The organism is Pseudarthrobacter cellobiosi (assembly GCF_023913755.1).
Taxonomy (GTDB): Bacteria; Actinomycetota; Actinomycetes; order Actinomycetales; family Micrococcaceae; genus Arthrobacter; species Arthrobacter cellobiosi.
This window is the reverse complement of sequence record NZ_JAMXBJ010000046.1, coordinates 1-16,147: the sequence shown is the minus strand read 5'-3', so window position 1 is coordinate 16,147 and position 16,147 is coordinate 1. Positions and strand designations below refer to the sequence as shown.

Here is a 16,147-nt window from a genome sequence, read left to right as displayed (position 1 = left end):
GCCGGACTTACCCAAAGTCCGGCACTACGTGGGGGTCTTCTTTGTTCCCGCTGGTCTCCCGGGCATCCCCTAAACGCTGCATGACTGACGTATACGCCTGATGTGTCCTATGTCATATTCAGCTCTCAGTCTGTACTGTTTGTAACGGCTGGTCACAGCATTACAAAATCTGTAATGTCGTGTGCCGTTCCCAGCTGCTTCAGACCGGCAACGTGGCCGGCCGTTCCTCGTGAAAGGTGTAGTCGCTCGTGAAATCAACTGGAAAAAGCCCCATTCGGGGCGGGGGACTCCGGAAAGCGGCGGCATTGGCCGTGGGCTTGCCGCTGCTCCTTTCTTCGATGGCGATGAGCCCCGCTACCGCGGCGCCCGCTGAAGCAAACACGGCAGTTGCCTCAAAGAAGATCAACCCCGGCGACTACCCCGCCGGCCGTTACATTGTGGTCCTGGCGGAGAAGCCGGCGGCCACCTACGACGGCGGGTCTCCCGGACTCGCAGCGACGAAGCCCCGGAACGGCCGCAAGCTTGACGCCGACCGGCCCGAAGTCCAGCAGTACCAGGCGCACCTTGAGGGCAGGCAGAACGCTGTGGCCGGGTCCGAAAGCGTCCAGATCAAGCGCCAGTACACGGCTGCCATCAACGGGTTCTCGGCGGATTTGACGGCCGACCAGGCCGTTAAGCTCGCCAAGGACCCGGCCGTCCTGATGGTGGCACCGGACACGGAGAACGCGCCGGATTACTCCACCACAGACTTCCTAGGGCTCAGCGGTGAAAACGGCATCTGGAAGACTGCCTTCGGCGGGCAGGAGAATGCCGGCAAAGGCGTCGTAGTGGGCGTTATTGACTCCGGCTACACCCCCTCCAACCCGTTCTTCGGCGGTGAAGACGTGCAACCACTCGCCGGACAGGCCCAGGTGGGCGCCCCGTACCGCACCGCGGACGGCAACATCGCCATGCTCAAGTCCGACGGCGACACCTTCGTCGGTGAGTGCCAGAAGGGCCAGGGAACCGGGGCCGCGTTTGACGGCAGCGCCTGCAACTCCAAAGTCCTGAGTGCACGCTACTTCGCTGACGACTACATGGCGTACGTGGCGCCGGAGAACCGCGCGCCAGAAGAACTGATTTCGCCTGTGGATGTAGGAAGCCACGGGACGCACACTGCCAGCACGGCCGCGGGCAACGCGAACGTCCGGGCCAACCTTGGTGCAACCGATATGGGCATCACCAGCGGCGTGGCGCCGGCGGCAAAGATCTCCGTCTACAAGGTGTGTTGGGAGGACGACAACCCGGCCACGGGCGGGTGCTACAGCTCCGCCTCCGTGGCCGCGATCAATCAAGCCATCCTGGACGGCGTGGATGTGCTGAACTATTCCATCTCCGGCAGCACCTCAACCACCACAGACCCGGTTTCGCTGGCCTTCCTCTCCGCGGCCTCTGCCGGAATCTTTGTTGCCGCATCCGCCGGAAACTCCGGGCCGGCGGCAAGCACAGTGAACCACGGCGCTCCGTGGCTGACCACGGTGGCCGCGAGCTCCTTCTCCACGGAATTGCAGGGAACCGTCGAATTTGAGGACGGCAGCAAGTACCGCGGCGCCAGTCTCATGGCCGCCCCCGTTCCTGCGAGCAACGTTGTGCTGGCGGTAGGTGCCGCAGCCGCCGGCGCAGCAAACCCGGAACTGTGCGCCCCCAATGCGCTGGATCCCGCCAAAGTGACAGGGAAGATTGTTGTCTGCGACCGCGGAGTGGTGGACCGCGTAGCCAAGAGCGCCGAGGTGCAGCGTGCCGGCGGCATCGGCATGATCCTAGTCAACGTGACCACCTCCTCCGAGGACCTGGACCGCCACGCAGTCCCCACAGTGCACGTGAACCCGCCGGCCACGCAGCAGATCAAGGACAAGATCACCGCCAACCCCGGCATCAAGGTCGCCCTGGTGAACACGGACACCACCGGTCTTCCGGCCGCGCCGCAGCCGCAGATCGCCGGCTTCTCCTCCCGGGGCCCGCTGCTCGCCACCGGCTCAGACCTGCTCAAGCCTGACGTGGCGGCGCCGGGCGTTGCGGTGCTGGCAGGGGTGTCTCCCATCGGTTCCGGCGGCGACCAGTTCGGCATGATGTCCGGGACATCAATGGCTGCGCCGCATGTGGCTGGATTTGGCGCCTTGATTCTGGCCAAGAACCCCACGTGGTCTCCGGCCACTATCAAGTCAGCCATGATGACTACGGCAGCTGACATCAAGAAAGCAGACGGCACCAGGAACGGTGACGTCACCGCCACCGGCGCTGGCCAGGTGGACGTTGCACGGGTCCTCGATCCCGGCCTGGTCTACGACAATTCAGAGGACGACTACCTGAAGTTCATCCAGGGAACGGGCCTGGACCTGGGCATCCCGGATCTCGGAACAACTGCGCCGCGGGATATGAATGTTGCCTCGTTCGCGCTGGGGGCACTTACCGGGAAGACAGAAGTCACCCGGACTGTCACCGCGCTGACCCCCGGCGTTTACCGGGCCAAGGCCAGCGTTCCTGGCATCAAGGTGACGGTCACGCCGTCGATCCTTAGTTTCAACGCTCCCGGCGAGAAGCGCACCTTTAAGGTCAAGTTCGAGAACACCAGCGCTGCCTTGGGGCAGTTTGCCATGGGCAACCTCGTCTGGCAGGGTGCCGGCAAGAACGTGGCATCGCCGGTGGCCGTCCGCCCGCAGTCGGTGGTGGCGCCGGCGAACCTGGCCTTCACCTCGGAAGGAGGCCAGGGGCAGGGCGACATTCCGGTGGTTTCCGGCACGAACACGCCCGTGAACATCACCTTGGACGGACTGTCCAAGGCTGACTCCTCGGCCATCGAACTGGTTCCCGGACCGCTGGCCCTGGAAACGGACGCGTCCAACTTCGCCAAGGAGGTCACCGTTCCGGCCGGATCGCCGTTGGCAAAGTTCTCCGTCTATTCCTCCGACGAGACCGCCGACTTTGACATGGTGGTCTTCAATCCGGCGGGACAGGCGCTGCTGGCGCAGACGGCCTCTGCCAGTGAATCGATTTCGGTTCCGAACCCGGCGCCGGGCGTGTACACGATTTTTGTGAACCTCTACGCAAGCCCCAATGGGCAGCCCACCAAAGCGTCCGTGGACGCTGCGGTGCTCGGAGCCAACGTGGGAAATGCCACGGTGACCCCCAATCCGCTGCGGCTCGGGAACGGCCAGTCGGGGATTCTGAAGCTCCATTGGAAGGATCTCGCTGAGGGCTCCTATATCGGCCGGGTGACGTTCGCCGGTTCGAGCGTGCCCACCTTCGTCTCCGTGGTTGTCACACCAGGCAGTGCTGTGGCCGTCCCTGATGATGAAACGGCGGATGACCCGGCCCAGGACAAGAAAGACAAGAAGGACAGGGTCAAAAAGGAAAAGAAGAAGCAGGAGATCCCGGAGTTCTCCGGAAACCGCAACATGGATCTCTAGTTTTTCAGCAACAGCACGGGAACGCCGCCGGACCGCTTGGTTCCGGCGGCGTTCCTGTCGATGGCGGAGCTGCCGCCGATGGTCAGGTTTCGCCGCGGGAACCCGTTGTCCCGCCGAGCAGGGGAGCCATGGCGCGCCAGCGGGAGATTTCGCAGCCATCAGTTCGCCGGAAAGTCACACTGACGGGACGGCCGTTGATGGAGCCGGTCACAACGGCCACCTGCGGCCCGCCGTATTGCTGCGTGCAGAGTTTCGGGGGGCCCGGTTTGGGAAAGAAGATGTTCTCACCGAAGCGTTCCATGGCTGACAGCGCTCCTGCGGGGTCAGGCAACGTGCACCCGTCAGCAGGGTGGCCATCGCGGACTATCAGCCGGAATTCGAACTCGGGCGAGTCGGGGTCTTCCGTGACCCTGATGGTCAGCTCCAGATCCTTCATGCCGTCCCCTGTGTTCGAAGCGGTGCCAAGGCCTGCGCCAGGCGCCCTCGGAGCGCAGCAGCCTCGCCGGCGAAGGCGCGCTGATGCTCAACGTAGGCCGCTTTGCCTTCAGTGGTTTCGATCCGAATGGGCGGGTGACCCCACTCCGCGAGGTCGTAGGGGGAGGCCTGCATGTCCATGGCCCGGATCCGCCAGGACAGTTCGAAGCAATCCATGACCAGTTCGCTGGGAAGCGCGGGCAGCAGCTTGTACGCCCACTTGTAGAGATCCATGTTTGCGTGCAGGCAGCCCGGCTGTTCCATGTGCCGCTGGTTTTCGCGGCTGGGCGCCAGTTCGTTAAGTGCAATCGCGTCGGGCGTGTAAAAGCGGAAGGCGTCGAAGTGTGAGCACCGGATCCGGTTGTCCTCCACCACTTTGTCCGTGCCGGCAGACCCCAACCTCAGCTGCAGGTATTCATGGCGCAGGTCGAATTTGTCCTGGCGGTAGACCATGGCCCATTCGTGCAGCCCGAAGCAGCCGAACTGCGAGGGCCGGGCAGCGGTACCGCGAAGAATGATGTCCGCGAAGGCCACAGCCTCGTACCGGTCGGCCAGGAACCGGGCGCGGTCAAAAGTCACAGCGGTGGTTCCTGGCGGCAGCCCTAGGGAGGCGAGTTCGCCGTCGTCGAGCGTTTTGTAGTGCTTCCAGCCCATGCGGGCGGACGCCGCTTCAGCGGTCAGTACGACGCCGGCTCCCGGGTGCCAGCGCAGCAGCTGGCCAGGCTTCTGGGTGTAGTAGGTGAAAAGAAAGTCCTCCACCGGGTGCTTCCGACCTGCCGAGCGGCGGGCAAGGTAGGGATCCGAGTAACGGCGGACGCGTTGGGCGTGCGCTTCTTCGCGGGCACGCCAGGCATCGGCCGTCAGCAGGCTACGTTGCTCCACCGCTGGCACCCAGGACGTCCTGGGCTGCGTTCCAGGCACCGATTTCGCAGCCGTTGGTGCGCGCGAACGCGGCATCCACGGGAGTATCGTCCACAATCCCGGTGACCGTGGCGGTCTGCGGGCCGCCGTATTGTTCGGTGCAGGCCACGTCTTTGCTCTTGGGGGCCGGGCTGAGGAGCGCAGCGTTGTTCTTGAGGGCAGCGCACGCAGCCTCCGGCCTGGGGTGCTTGCTCTCAGCCGTGGGGAGGCCGTCGCGGCAGACCAGCGTGTAGTTCACCGCCGCTTTGGTGGAAGAGGGCTGGACCATGATGGCAAGTTCGGCGTTGCCGGCGCCGGGGCCTGCCGTCGGGGCCGGGGGTGCGGAAGGGGACGGCGCAGGGACGGTGGTCTCGGTGTCCGGAGCGGGGGACCCCGAGGTGCCCGGGCTGGCGGAGGAGCTGGCTGTGGGGCTGGCGGATGAAGTCCCGGTCCCGTCCGGCGTGCCCGTACACGCGGCGAGCAAGGCGACGGCGAGGACCGCTAGCAATGGCCGTACTGTTCGCAAACGCATGGACCCTCCTAGGTTGCTGCCATTTTACGCCTTGCCGGGTTTACTCCCCGACGGGTTGCCCGTTGGTTCCAGCGGCGGCGGCGATGAGCCCCATCATGGATCTGTGCAGCTCGCCCACCTGCTCGCGGGTCAGCCCCAGGCGTTCCATCATGGTGCCCGGGACGGCAATGGCCTGCTGACGCAGCGCGGCGCCGGCGGGGGTCAGGCCCACGGCAAGGGTGCGTTCGTTTCCGTCCACCCGCTGGCGGGTGACAAAGCCGGCCTCCTCCAGCCGCCGAAGAAGCGGTGAGATGGTGGCCGGGGCCTGCGCCAGGGCTTCGCTGATGCTGCGCAGGGTGCGGGGTGCTGATTCCCAAAGGCACAGCATCACGAGATACTGCGGGTGGGTGAGTCCGAGCTTTTCGAGGACGGGCTTGTAGGCGCCCACCACGCTTCTGGATGCCACGGTGAGTGCAAAGCAGAGCTGTTGCTCCAAGAGGAGGTCATCGTCCTGCTGCCGCGCAGCGCCGGCCCGTACCATCATCACATTCCTCCAATAGTTAGTGTACTAATTGTTAGCGTACACTGGAGCGAGTAATTGGGTTCTATCGAAGGGGTCACTTTCATGGGCAAAGGCAAGTCAGCTGACAAGGGCAACGCATCCCAGCGGTTCATGCGGGCAACCGGCAAGCTCCGGGCGATTTTCGGCCCGGCCAATCGCAGTTCCCTGGTGCATGACATGACCGAAGAGAACCGGGCGCTCCTGGTCCAGCGCGAGCGGGAAACCCAGCAATGGGAAACGGTCACCCGCCCGGACGGCAGCACCTATGTTGTGCCCAGGAACCCGGACGACCAGTCCCTCCGGTGACCCCCCCGGCCTCCCCATCAGGCACAATCTCACCAGACCCTTTTTTGGGCCGCGGGCGTAAAATAAGGGCACTGACTCCAACAGGAGGTAGCAGCTCTTTCGCCCGCAACGCGGGAAGGGGGTGGAAACAATGGGACATGCGCTCACCGGTTTTATGCACGCGACTGACAGGCTCCGTTTTGTCTTCGGGCCGGCAACGCGTCTGGACACGGATTCGCCCGTGGTCCACAAGCATGATGAGTTTGAGCAGGCCTCTGATGAGGACCTTTCCCACTTCGCAGTGGAAACCGATTCCGAAGGTCATCACTACGCCGTGCGCCGCGAAGAATTGGACAAGCAGGGCTGAGTTGCCCGCTTTTGCCCAAAAAGAAAATGTTCTGGTGGCCGGCAGAACCGGCCTCCAGAACATCCTTATGATCGTGCAGCAGGCTGAGGGCTAGCGCCCGGTGCCGCCGTAGACGGTTGCCTCGTCCTCGCTGTCCAGGTCGAAGGCCTTGTGGATTGCCCGGACGGCGTCATCAAGGAGATCGGCGTGTGTCACCACGGAGATCCGGATTTCCGAGGTGGAGATCATGTTGATGTTGATCCCGGCGTCGGACAGGGCCTTGAAGAACGTCGCGGAGACGCCCGGGTGTGACCGCATCCCGGCCCCGATCAGGGACAGTTTGCCGATCTGTTCGTTGTATTCGATGTTCTCGAAGCCGATGTCCGGCTGGGCGGCCTTGAGCGCTTCCAGGGCCTCCGCGCCTTCGACGATGGGGAGCGTGAAGGAAATGTCCGTCCGGCCCGTGCCGTGCGTGGAAACGTTCTGCACGATCATGTCGATGTTCGAGTGGGCGTCGGCAATGACCTGGAAGATCGCGGCTGCCTTGCCGGGGATGTCCGGAACACCCACCACGGTGACCTTGGCTTCGGAACGGTCGTGTGCAACGCCGGAGATGATTGGCTGCTCCAAGGCAACTCCCTCTTGAGTGGTGATCTTGTCTTCGGCGCTGGGGATGACCCAGGTGCCTTCGTTCTGGCTGAATGAGGACCGGACATGCAACGGCACACCGAACCGGCGCGCGTATTCAACGCAGCGCAGGTGCAGGATCTTCGCGCCGGACGCGGCGAGTTCCAGCATTTCCTCGCTGGAGATGGTGTCGATTTTCTGGGCGGACGGCACCACGCGGGGGTCCGCGGTATAGATGCCGTCAACGTCTGTGTAGATCTCGCAGACGTCGGCGTCGAGCGCGGCTGCAAGGGCGACGGCGGTAGTGTCCGAGCCGCCGCGGCCCAGGGTGGTGATCTCGTTGGTGCTGCGGCTCATGCCCTGGAACCCGGCAACGATCGCGATGTGCCCCTTGTCTAAGGCGGTGCGGATGCGGTGCGGATCGACGTCGATAATGCGCGCCTTGCCGTGGATGCCGTCCGTGATCATGCCGGCCTGGGAGCCGGTGAAGGACTGGGCTGAGGCGCCGAACTTGTTGATGGCCATGGCCAGCAGTGCCATGGAGATGCGCTCACCGGCGGAGAGGAGCATATCCATCTCGCGGGCCGGGGCAGAATCGGTCACCTGGGCGGCAAGGTCCAGCAGTTCGTCGGTGGTGTCGCCCATGGCCGAAACGACCACCACAACTTCGTTGCCGGCCCGCTGCGCGTCGACCACGCGCTTGGCGACCCGCTTGACGCCCTCGGCATCCGACACGGAGGAGCCACCGAACTTCTGCACGATCAGCTGTTTCGTCACGGCAGCGGCTTCGGGCAGCTCCTGTGGCTGCGTTGCTGTGTGCACTTCGGAAGTGGGCGTACTCATGCGCGTACCTTCACTGGATCAATCGGAGTTCTGGAGGTCAGGCACGGCCTTGCGGCTGGCCGGCGTGACGTGTCTGCCCAGTTTATCGCCGCCTGTGGCCGGACGTGGAATTGTGTCCAAATCTCAGCCTTCCGGCGGATACTGTGCCTGTCGGCTCAGGCGTAGGCTCATATAGTCAGTTTGCATGAACGGTTTGGGGGACAGGTGCTCGGGAAATGACAGAAAACTGGGACAAAACAGGCATTCCGGCCCAGCCGGAAAGCCCGCGCCAGGACGGCATCAGCGCCACCGCGGTGAGCCGCAGCTTCGGGCAGGTGCACGCCGTCGAGTACATGGATTTCCATGCTCCGGCGGGAAAAGTCACCGCGCTGATCGGCCCCAACGGGGCCGGCAAAACCACGCTGTTGCTCATGCTGGCATCGCTGTTGGCGCCGGATTCCGGCACTGTCACAGTGGATGGGCTGGATCCGCAGCACCACCGCGCGGAAGTGCGCAAAAGGATTGGCTGGATGCCGGACACCCTGGGTGTGTGGGAGTCCCTGACCGCCCGTGAGATCCTCACTCAGATAGCCCGTTTCTACCGGCTGCCCAAGGTCGGAATCCCGCAGCGCGTCACCGAGATGCTGGATCGGGTCCGCCTGAGCGACCGTGCAGACCAGCCGGCCCGTGTCCTGTCCCGGGGGCAGCAGCAGCGCCTCAGCCTGGCCCGCGCACTGATCCACGATCCGTCCGTGCTGCTGCTCGATGAGCCGGCGTCAGGCCTGGACCCGGGATCGCGGGTGGAGCTGCGCGTGATGCTGCGGCAGCTTGCGGCTGAGGGGAAGTCCATTGTGGTCTCCTCCCACGTGCTCAGCGAGCTGGACGAAATTGCCGACGCAGCGGTGTTCGTCAACCGAGGGAAGACGGTCCGGCACCAGACCACGGACGCGGCTGCCGCCTCCGGCAGGCGCTACGCCATCTCGGCAACCGACGGTGCCGCGCTCGCCGCCAAACTCACGGACTTGGGCCTTGCGTTCCGGGTTGAGGACGGCCGCCGGCCGGCTGTCAGCCTCGTGTTGCTGAACGACGACGACGCCGCCCGCCTCCTGCGCGACCTGGTGCTGGCCGGCGTCGGGGTCAGCTCCTTTGCCCCCGCCTCGGGTGCCCTGGAAGAGACTTACATGAACCTCGAGGGGGAGCGGCGATGAGCCAGCTGACAGATACAACGCAGCGCCCGCCGGCTTCCGGCTTTGGTGCCGGCTACCTTGCGGGGATCCGGGATGTGGTGGTCCTGGAACTGAAGCAGCGGCTCCGGTCCCGCGGCTGGTACATCATGCTGGCCATCTGGTTCATCCTGACGGGCCTGGTGACCTGGCTGACGTGGGCCAGCTGGAACGCCCAGCGCGAAGCCCAGCGCGCCTATTCCAACTTTCTGCCGGCCGACCAGGGACCGGGGTCCATGATCTTCGAAGTGGTCCTGGCCTTTGTCCTGCTCTTCGCGTTGCTGGTGGCGCCCGCACTGTCTGCCAATGCCGTTAATGGCGACCGCGCCGGCGGGACCCTCGCCATCCTGCAGGTGACCCTGCTCCGTCCCGGCCAGATCCTGTGGGGCAAATTCTTCGCCGCCTGGGCCGCCGCCCTGGCCTTCCTGGTTGCCAGCACGCCGTTCCTGGTTATCGGAGTCGCCCTTGGCGGCATGACGCCCGGCCATGTCATCGTGGCCCTGCTGATGCTGGCCGTTGAAGTGGGCGTGGTGTGTGCCATCGGCGTCGGAATTTCCGCGCTGGCTGGACGCCCGCTGTTCTCGATTGTGGTCACGTACCTTGCCGTGGCCGGGCTGGTATTCGGTTCCCTGATTGCCTTCGGCCTGGGCGCCGGGCTCTCGCAGGGCACCATCATGGCCAACCAGGCGCAGTACCGCAACTACGAACCGCTGCAGCCGGTACCCGACGAAACAGCGCCGCAGGAACCGGAGTACACCTGCTCCGGACCGCTGCGCGCCCAGCCGGCCGTTCGCACCGAAAGGGTGGCGTGGATGCTGGCCATGAATCCGTACGTGGTGGTGGCTGATGCCATCCCCTACACGGTCCGCGTCAACAACAGCTTCGGAATGTCATCGCCGGTGGGGGCCATCGAATCCATCAGCCAGGGTGCACGCTACGCCATGGCCGGTCCCGAGGGCACGTACCCCTGCGCCAACGGCGAGGCCAAGCTGCGCTACCTGGCACAGTCCATTCCCTTGTGGCCGCTGGGGCTCGGCCTGCAGCTGCTGCTTGCCGGACTGCTGATGTGGTTGGGTTGGCGCTCGCTGCGAACCCCGGCGCACAGGCTGGCACGCGGAACCCGCATCGCCTAAAGCTGGCTCCACGGGACAGTCCTCGCACTGGACCGCAGGGCAATGGGGTGCAGTGAAGTGCACTGCAGGGCACTGGACAGGCCCGCTTCAGCGGATCACGATTGGATTGGCCGGCCGAACTGGCAGCTGACTGTCGGGGGCTGGGCCTGTCCATAGGGATGGAGGCGGCACGTGGCTGATCAGAACGTGGCTGATCAGAACGTAGCTGATCAGAACGTGGCGGACGCGGACCATGGCTGACGAGGTGGATCCGGCCGCTGACGAACCCGTCTACGAACCCATCGGCGCCGGAAAAATCCAGCCCGACGATGAAAACGACGCCGGGGACAGCTCTTCCCCGGGCGGCCAGGTTCGGTTGCTCGTCAGTAGTGCGCTTGCATCAGCCTTTCAGACTGTCCGGTCTGCCCGCTTCTGGTGGGGGAGTGCCGCCATTCTCGGTGTCTGTTGGGGCACCGGCACGCTGTTGGTGATCGCCCTGGTCACGGGCGGTGACCTGCCGCCGGAATCCCACGCCTGGGTATACATCCTCACGGCCGCAATGCTGGTGCTGGTGAGCTGTGTGCTCGCTATCCTGTGGGGGGAAACGCAGCGCGGCGCTGGGCCGGATCACGCCGAGGCTGGTGTGGAGGGACCCCTGCTGGACTGGGTGCGCTGCAGTGCCAAAGGATTGATCTTCGCCACCGTTTCGGTCGTTTTCCTGCTGCTGCTCGCGTTCTGGTCGGAGTCCTCGCCAGCAGTTGCCGGGGTGTCTTTTGTCCTGATGGTCCTTGAAGTCATGGTCTTTGGCGGCATTGGCGCGGGTGCTGCGCGTTGGCTCGAGGGTCAGAGAGGAAGGGTTCTGGCCTGGGGCGTCGCAGCTTTGCTTCTGGTCGGCAACGTCGTGGCGGTGATAGCGCTCCTGCCCAGCGTCCGGGCCTATGAGCCGGTGTTGGTGGCCATCAATATTCAACGGGACGAGTTGGGCAGGGTTACGTCCTATCGGTGTTCGCCGGAGTTCCGTGGAATCGCCGAGGTCTACCACACCGAGCGGATCTTCTGGATGGCGACGAGCAACCCGATGGTGATCCTGGCGCTGCTTGCCGGTGAGGCCGAACCCAAGGAGAACGCCCTGGACTGGCTGCCCGGGGAGCTGCAGAACGCAGCGGAAGGCACGCAGGTTCCTTGTGTGGAGGGGCAGGAACAGGAGAAGACAGGCGCCGAGATGCCACTGGCACTCATTGGCGTTGGCACGCAGTCCGGGGTTGCAGGGATTCTGTTGGCTAGCGGCCACAGGGCTGCCCGAAGACGGCTCAACCCGGACGCCTGAGCCCTGAACCCTGAGCCCCTGAGCCCTGGCAAGGCCAGGTCAGAGCGCCTGTCTGCTTACCCCCGGTCAGATGAGGTCGGCTCAGGTCAGGGCGTTGCGGCGGCCTTCGAAAGCACGGCCGAGCGTGACCTCGTCGGCGTACTCAAGGTCGCCGCCCACGGGCAGGCCGGAGGCCAGCCTGGTCACGACGATGCCGATTGTCTTCAGCATCCTGGCCAGGTACGTGGCCGTTGCTTCGCCTTCGAGGTTGGGGTCGGTGGCGATAATGACTTCCTGGATGGCGCCGTCGTTCAGCCGTGTCAGGAGTTCCCGGATCCGCAGTTGCTCGGGCCCTACGCCGGCAATGGGGTTGATGGCCCCGCCCAGCACGTGGTACCGGCCGCGGAAGGACCGGGTGCGCTCCACGGCGAGGACGTCCTTGGACTCCTCCACCACACAAATGACCGACGGGTCCCGGCGGGGATCGCGGCAGATGTTGCACAATTCCTGTTCGGTGACGTTGCCGCATACCGTGCAGAACTTCACGCGTTCCTTCACCATGGTGATGGCTTCCACGAGTCGCTTCATGTCCTGGGGGTCCGCTTCGAGGATGTGGAAGGCAAGCCGCTGGGCGGATTTGGGACCGACGCCGGGAAGCCGTCCGAGCTCGTCGATCAGCTCCTGGACTGCACCTTCGTACACGTTTTCCTCTTTTGGTTTGGCTTGGATGGTGATTGGCGTTGCGGGAGTACGTACTGCAGGTGCCTAGAACCTTGAAACGATGGGGCTTCCGTCCGGGGACCGCTCTTCGATCAGCTTTCCGCCCAGAATACGCTCGACGGCGGCGCGTCCAAAGACGCCGGATTCCTCGATGGTTTCATCGTCCGCGCTCGGTATGTCCTGCACGTAGGTGGCGGCGGCAGCCCTGGCTGGAGCCTTGGCGCGCCCGGCTTCGGCCTCGGGGCTGTTGGACAGGCGCTGGTAAAGACTCTGCCGGGCGGCGGAAGCGGACTCGGAAGTTGCCGGTGCCGGCTGCAGGGGGGCGGCAGCCGGAGCAGTCGATGCCATGGCGTACTCGCGGACTTCAGCCGGTTCGGGAACCACTACTTCCGCCGCCGGGGCTGCCGGTGCTTGGCCGGATGGCGCCGCGCTCCGAGGCTCGGCGGGTTCCAGCGCGGGGCTTTGCGGTGCAGCTGAATGTTGCACGGCTGGTTGCTGCGCAGCGACGTCGGTAATTGCGGCGGCGGCCACTGGAGGCAAGCCCCAGCTGGCGTCCGCATCGGACTGGCCAACGACAGGTGAAGTTTGAGGGACCTGGGCAGTGGCGGGCTCGTAGCTGGGTGCGGGAGCGGTCTCCGTCGCCTCTTCCGGGACGGACGTGTTCAGGCTTTTGCCAACATTCGGCTCCGTGCCAACCACCCATACGCCCGGCGCCTGCTCGACGGCTCGGCCCCACGGATCCAATGCCGCATCGGGTTGGGACGGAGCGGCCGATGCAGCAGCGGAGGACCTGCCTGCTGGGGAGGTTTTTGCTGCTGCAGCCTTTGAAGTACCCCGAGCGGGCCGCCTGGCGGGTGCCGCCGCTGAAGGCTCTGGCTGTGCAGGCGACAGGCGTGGCGCAGCCGCAGCCGAAGGATCCCAGTCCATGGGGGGTTCCTCGTCCAGCGGCGGAGCATCTTCGTCGCGCGGAGGACCCCAGTCGTCATCGGAGTAGGCAAATGAACCGGCAATGGCATCCGGCTCAGCTGGTCCCGGCTGACCCTCGGCGGCTGATACCTGGGCGGCCTCAGTGGCTGCCGGCGCGCTGACGTCGCCGGCGTGCTGGACAGTTTCTGCAGGAACTACTGCGCCTGCAGACGGTGCAGGTGCAGCCGCGGCAGGAGGCGCGGCCGGTTCAGGAGCACGCGTCGCGGGGGAGGGGGCAGGGGAAGGTGCCGGCGCGGTGGCATGGACGACAGGGGTGGAAACGGCGCCAGCAGGGGCCAGGCCCCATGCGACATCGGCTGAACTGGCCGGAGCTTCCGGACTAGCGGGTGCTTTTGGGTTTGGCTCAGCGCTCGCTGCCCTGTTGGCCCCACTGGCGATTGCGGTGATCTGGCAGTCGATGCCCACCGTTTTGTGGATCGCCTGCCGCAGGTTCTCAGCGTGGTCGGCCCGGCCAAAGGCGCCAGCCAACCCGGTAGTGCTGAACGCTAGCGTCAGGACCTGGCCGTCAAAGGCGCCCACTTGGGCGTTCGGCTCAACCAGCGCCCACGTGCTGCGCTTGATCTTGGAGAGCGTCTGGAGGACTTCCGGCCAGGCGCGGCGCAGGACTTCGACGTCGCCTGTGCCGGCGGCCCCAGTGCTTGCCCCGCCAGTTCCTGTCGCACCGGTCGGTGCAGCAGTGGCAGGGGCATGGCTAACCGAAGCGGGTGCAGCGGTGGCAGGAGCCGTGACAGCGTCGGTGCTTGCCGGCGGGGTGGCCGGGGAAACTGCGCGGGGGGCGTCTGCCCCGGTCTCCCGGGTGGGCTGTCCGGTTGGCTGCGGCGTGGAAGCGGGCCGTCTGCCTGTGGACTCGTCAACAGGCCAGTCGTTGGTGCTGACCCTGGGCGGCGTCAGTGACTGTCTGGCCTCGTCGGCTCCGCTGGCCTGTGGCCGGCCCGACCCAGGAGCGGCAGCGGCTGGCCCTGAAGGCTGCTGCGCAGCAACCGGCGCAGCAGCCACCTGCTGTGCCGCGGCCGGAACCGAAGCAACCGGACGTGCCGCAGCGGGCGCCTCAGAAACGGCTGGCGCAGAAACTGGTTGCACGGAAGCTGCTGGTACGGCAACGGGTGCAGCAGCAAGCGGCGCTGCCGCTGCCGGCACTGCAGCAACCGCAGCGGGTGCAGCCGAAACCGCAGCGTCCGCCGGAGCGGGAGCGCCGACGTCGTTCCCGGCATAGTTCAGGCGCCGCTCCATGCGGTCGATCCGGGCAGCGATACCGCGTTCGGTCTGTTCCGAACTGGGGAGCAGGATGCGGGCACAGAGCAGCTCGAGGTGCAGGCGGGGAGACGTGGCGCCGGTCATCTCGGTCAGCGCCGTGTTGGTGACATCAGCGGCGCGCGAGAGTTCGGAGGCCCCGAGGTTGTGCGCCTGGTTCTGGAGCCGGGCGATCTGGTCCGCCGGCATGCCGCGGAGGATGACCTGGGCGCTTTCGGGCATGGCCTGGACGATGATGAGGTCGCGGAAGCGTTCCAGCAGGTCCTCGACGAAGCGGCGGGGATCGTGGCCGGTCTGCACCACGCGGTCCACAGCCCGGAAAACGGTGGCGGCATCTGAGGCGGCCACAGCTTCCACCACGTCATCCAGCAACGATGCGTGGGTGTAGCCGAGGAGGGCTACGGCAAGTTCGTAGTCGAGGCCGTTGGGTCCGGCGCCGGCCATCAGCTGGTCCAGCACGGACAGGGAATCGCGGACGGAGCCGCCGCCGGCCCGGACCACCAGGGACAGGACGCCGGGTGCCACCGGGACGTTTTCCTGGGTGCAGAGCAGCTCCAGGTACACCATCAGCGGCTCCGGCGGGACAAGCCGGAAAGGGTAGTGGTGCGTGCGGGAGCGGATGGTGCCGATGACCTTGTCCGGCTCCGTGGTGGCGAAGATGAACTTGATGTGCTCCGGCGGCTCTTCAACGATCTTCAGCAGGGCGTTGAACCCGGCAGAGGTGACCATGTGGGCCTCATCGATGATGAAGATCTTGTAGCGGTCGCGAACGGGAGCGTACGTCGCGCGCTCGCGGAGGTCGCGGGCGTCGTCCACACCGCCATGGCTGGCGGCGTCGATCTCGATGACGTCCAGGGAGCCTGAGCCGCCGCGGGCCAGTTCAATGCAGCTGGGGCACGTACCGCAGGGCGTATCCGTGGGGCCTTGGGCGCAGTTGAGGCAGCGGGCCAGGATGCGGGCGGAGGTGGTCTTTCCGCAACCGCGTGGGCCGGAGAAGAGGTAGGCGTGGTTGACACGGTTTTTGCGCAGTGCCGTCATCAGCGGCTCGGTGACGTGTTCCTGCCCGATAACGTCGGCGAAGGAGTCCGGGCGGTATCTGCGGTAAAGGGCGGTGGTAGTAACAGTCACGGGAAAACCCTACCAATCCGGGCTGACAATCAGGATCCCTCGCGGGCGGTCGCCCTGTGGGGGAATAGTAAAGACCCCCCATGCACCCGCCAGAGCCCGTTTACCCTTGCTACCTTCCGGTCCTGGGGGAGTTCAACAGGATGACGCCACATGAGGGGCCGCAGACAAGTTTACCCGAAGATTCGGGAAGGTCCGGACGGCCCGGGCGCCGGCCGGCCGTGGCCCGGCCGGGTGCCCTCTCGCGGCCGGGAATCCCCTGATGAGCTGCCCGGACCCGCTTGAACGGTGCTGGCCCACACCGCTCAAGCGGGGCACGGCCGCGAAAGCCGGCGCAAAGGCCCAGGCGCCAGCTAGGTGCGTGGGTCAGAAATGACAGGCCCTAATTCTTAAAACGCCGACAGAATAACCATGTCCTGGTAGGGGCGGCTGGGAGAATCGTGGGCATGG

General features: G+C 65.5%; 13 protein-coding genes and 1 other RNA gene. 6 read left to right on the top strand and 8 right to left on the bottom strand.

Annotated features, from left to right (window positions below; genetic code table 11):
• The first annotated feature begins 272 nt into the window (after positions 1–272).
• Positions 273–3,446, top strand: coding sequence for a S8 family serine peptidase (locus tag NG696_RS12275; RefSeq protein WP_445260428.1), 3,174 nt, complete (start codon positions 273–275; stop codon positions 3,444–3,446).
• 82 nt (positions 3,447–3,528) lie between these two features.
• Here NG696_RS12275 and NG696_RS12270 read toward each other — a convergent pair whose 3' ends face one another.
• Genes NG696_RS12270 through NG696_RS12255 form a run of 4 tightly spaced genes read right to left on the bottom strand, consistent with a single transcriptional unit; the run spans position 3,529 to position 5,872 of the window.
• Positions 3,529–3,882 carry a serine protease inhibitor gene (locus NG696_RS12270; protein WP_252566887.1) on the bottom strand — a complete coding sequence of 118 codons (354 nt, stop codon included), beginning with the start codon at positions 3,880–3,882 and terminating at the stop codon, positions 3,529–3,531.
• Complete coding sequence (locus tag NG696_RS12265) at positions 3,879–4,811, bottom strand: 3-methyladenine DNA glycosylase (RefSeq protein WP_252575582.1); 933 nt, start codon at positions 4,809–4,811, stop codon at positions 3,879–3,881. Before NG696_RS12265 ends, NG696_RS12270 begins: the two co-directional genes overlap by 4 nt.
• On the bottom strand, positions 4,789–5,352 hold the full coding sequence (locus NG696_RS12260) for an SSI family serine proteinase inhibitor (RefSeq protein ID WP_252575580.1): 564 nt from the start codon (positions 5,350–5,352) through the stop codon (positions 4,789–4,791). The genes NG696_RS12265 and NG696_RS12260 overlap by 23 nt, the downstream gene beginning before the upstream one ends.
• A 40-nt stretch (positions 5,353–5,392) precedes the next feature.
• Positions 5,393–5,872 carry a MarR family winged helix-turn-helix transcriptional regulator gene (locus tag NG696_RS12255; RefSeq protein ID WP_252575578.1) on the bottom strand — a complete coding sequence of 160 codons (480 nt, stop codon included), beginning with the start codon at positions 5,870–5,872 and terminating at the stop codon, positions 5,393–5,395.
• A gap of 84 nt (positions 5,873–5,956) precedes the next feature.
• Between NG696_RS12255 and NG696_RS12250 the strand changes: the two genes are divergently transcribed.
• Both NG696_RS12250 and NG696_RS12245 read left to right on the top strand, forming a co-directional pair.
• Entirely contained in the window at positions 5,957–6,199 is a 243-nt protein-coding gene (locus NG696_RS12250) for a hypothetical protein (RefSeq protein WP_058930165.1), read from the top strand.
• Between the two features lie 130 nt (positions 6,200–6,329).
• Positions 6,330–6,545: a hypothetical protein gene (locus tag NG696_RS12245; RefSeq protein ID WP_252575576.1), complete on the top strand. Its 216-nt coding sequence runs from the start codon at positions 6,330–6,332 to the stop codon at positions 6,543–6,545.
• Between the two features lie 90 nt (positions 6,546–6,635).
• On the opposite strand, the gene NG696_RS12240 is transcribed toward NG696_RS12245, so the two are convergent.
• Positions 6,636–7,994 (bottom strand): aspartate kinase, encoded by a 1,359-nt coding sequence (locus NG696_RS12240; protein ID WP_252575575.1) that lies wholly within the window; start codon positions 7,992–7,994, stop codon positions 6,636–6,638.
• Positions 7,995–8,209: 215 nt separating this feature from the next.
• Between NG696_RS12240 and NG696_RS12235 the strand changes: the two genes are divergently transcribed.
• The 3 genes from NG696_RS12235 (at position 8,210) to NG696_RS12225 (ending at position 11,635) form a co-directional block, all read left to right on the top strand.
• On the top strand, positions 8,210–9,181 hold the full coding sequence (locus NG696_RS12235) for an ABC transporter ATP-binding protein (RefSeq protein ID WP_252575573.1): 972 nt from the start codon (positions 8,210–8,212) through the stop codon (positions 9,179–9,181).
• Positions 9,178–10,329 (top strand): ABC transporter permease, encoded by a 1,152-nt coding sequence (locus NG696_RS12230; protein ID WP_252575571.1) that lies wholly within the window; start codon positions 9,178–9,180, stop codon positions 10,327–10,329. Before NG696_RS12235 ends, NG696_RS12230 begins: the two co-directional genes overlap by 4 nt.
• A 232-nt stretch (positions 10,330–10,561) precedes the next feature.
• Positions 10,562–11,635, top strand: a complete 1,074-nt coding sequence (locus tag NG696_RS12225; RefSeq protein ID WP_252575569.1) for a hypothetical protein — start codon at positions 10,562–10,564, stop codon at positions 11,633–11,635.
• Between the two features lie 81 nt (positions 11,636–11,716).
• Here NG696_RS12225 and recR read toward each other — a convergent pair whose 3' ends face one another.
• The 3 genes from recR to ffs all read right to left on the bottom strand — a co-directional run bounded on the left by recR (position 11,717) and on the right by ffs (position 15,863).
• Positions 11,717–12,316 carry a recombination mediator RecR gene (recR, locus tag NG696_RS12220; RefSeq protein WP_056348564.1) on the bottom strand — a complete coding sequence of 200 codons (600 nt, stop codon included), beginning with the start codon at positions 12,314–12,316 and terminating at the stop codon, positions 11,717–11,719.
• Between the two features lie 63 nt (positions 12,317–12,379).
• Positions 12,380–15,700: a DNA polymerase III subunit gamma and tau gene (locus NG696_RS12215; RefSeq protein WP_252575567.1), complete on the bottom strand. Its 3,321-nt coding sequence runs from the start codon at positions 15,698–15,700 to the stop codon at positions 12,380–12,382.
• 66 nt (positions 15,701–15,766) lie between these two features.
• Positions 15,767–15,863: signal recognition particle sRNA small type (gene ffs, locus NG696_RS12210), an RNA gene on the bottom strand.
• Positions 15,864–16,147: the final 284 nt, after the last annotated feature.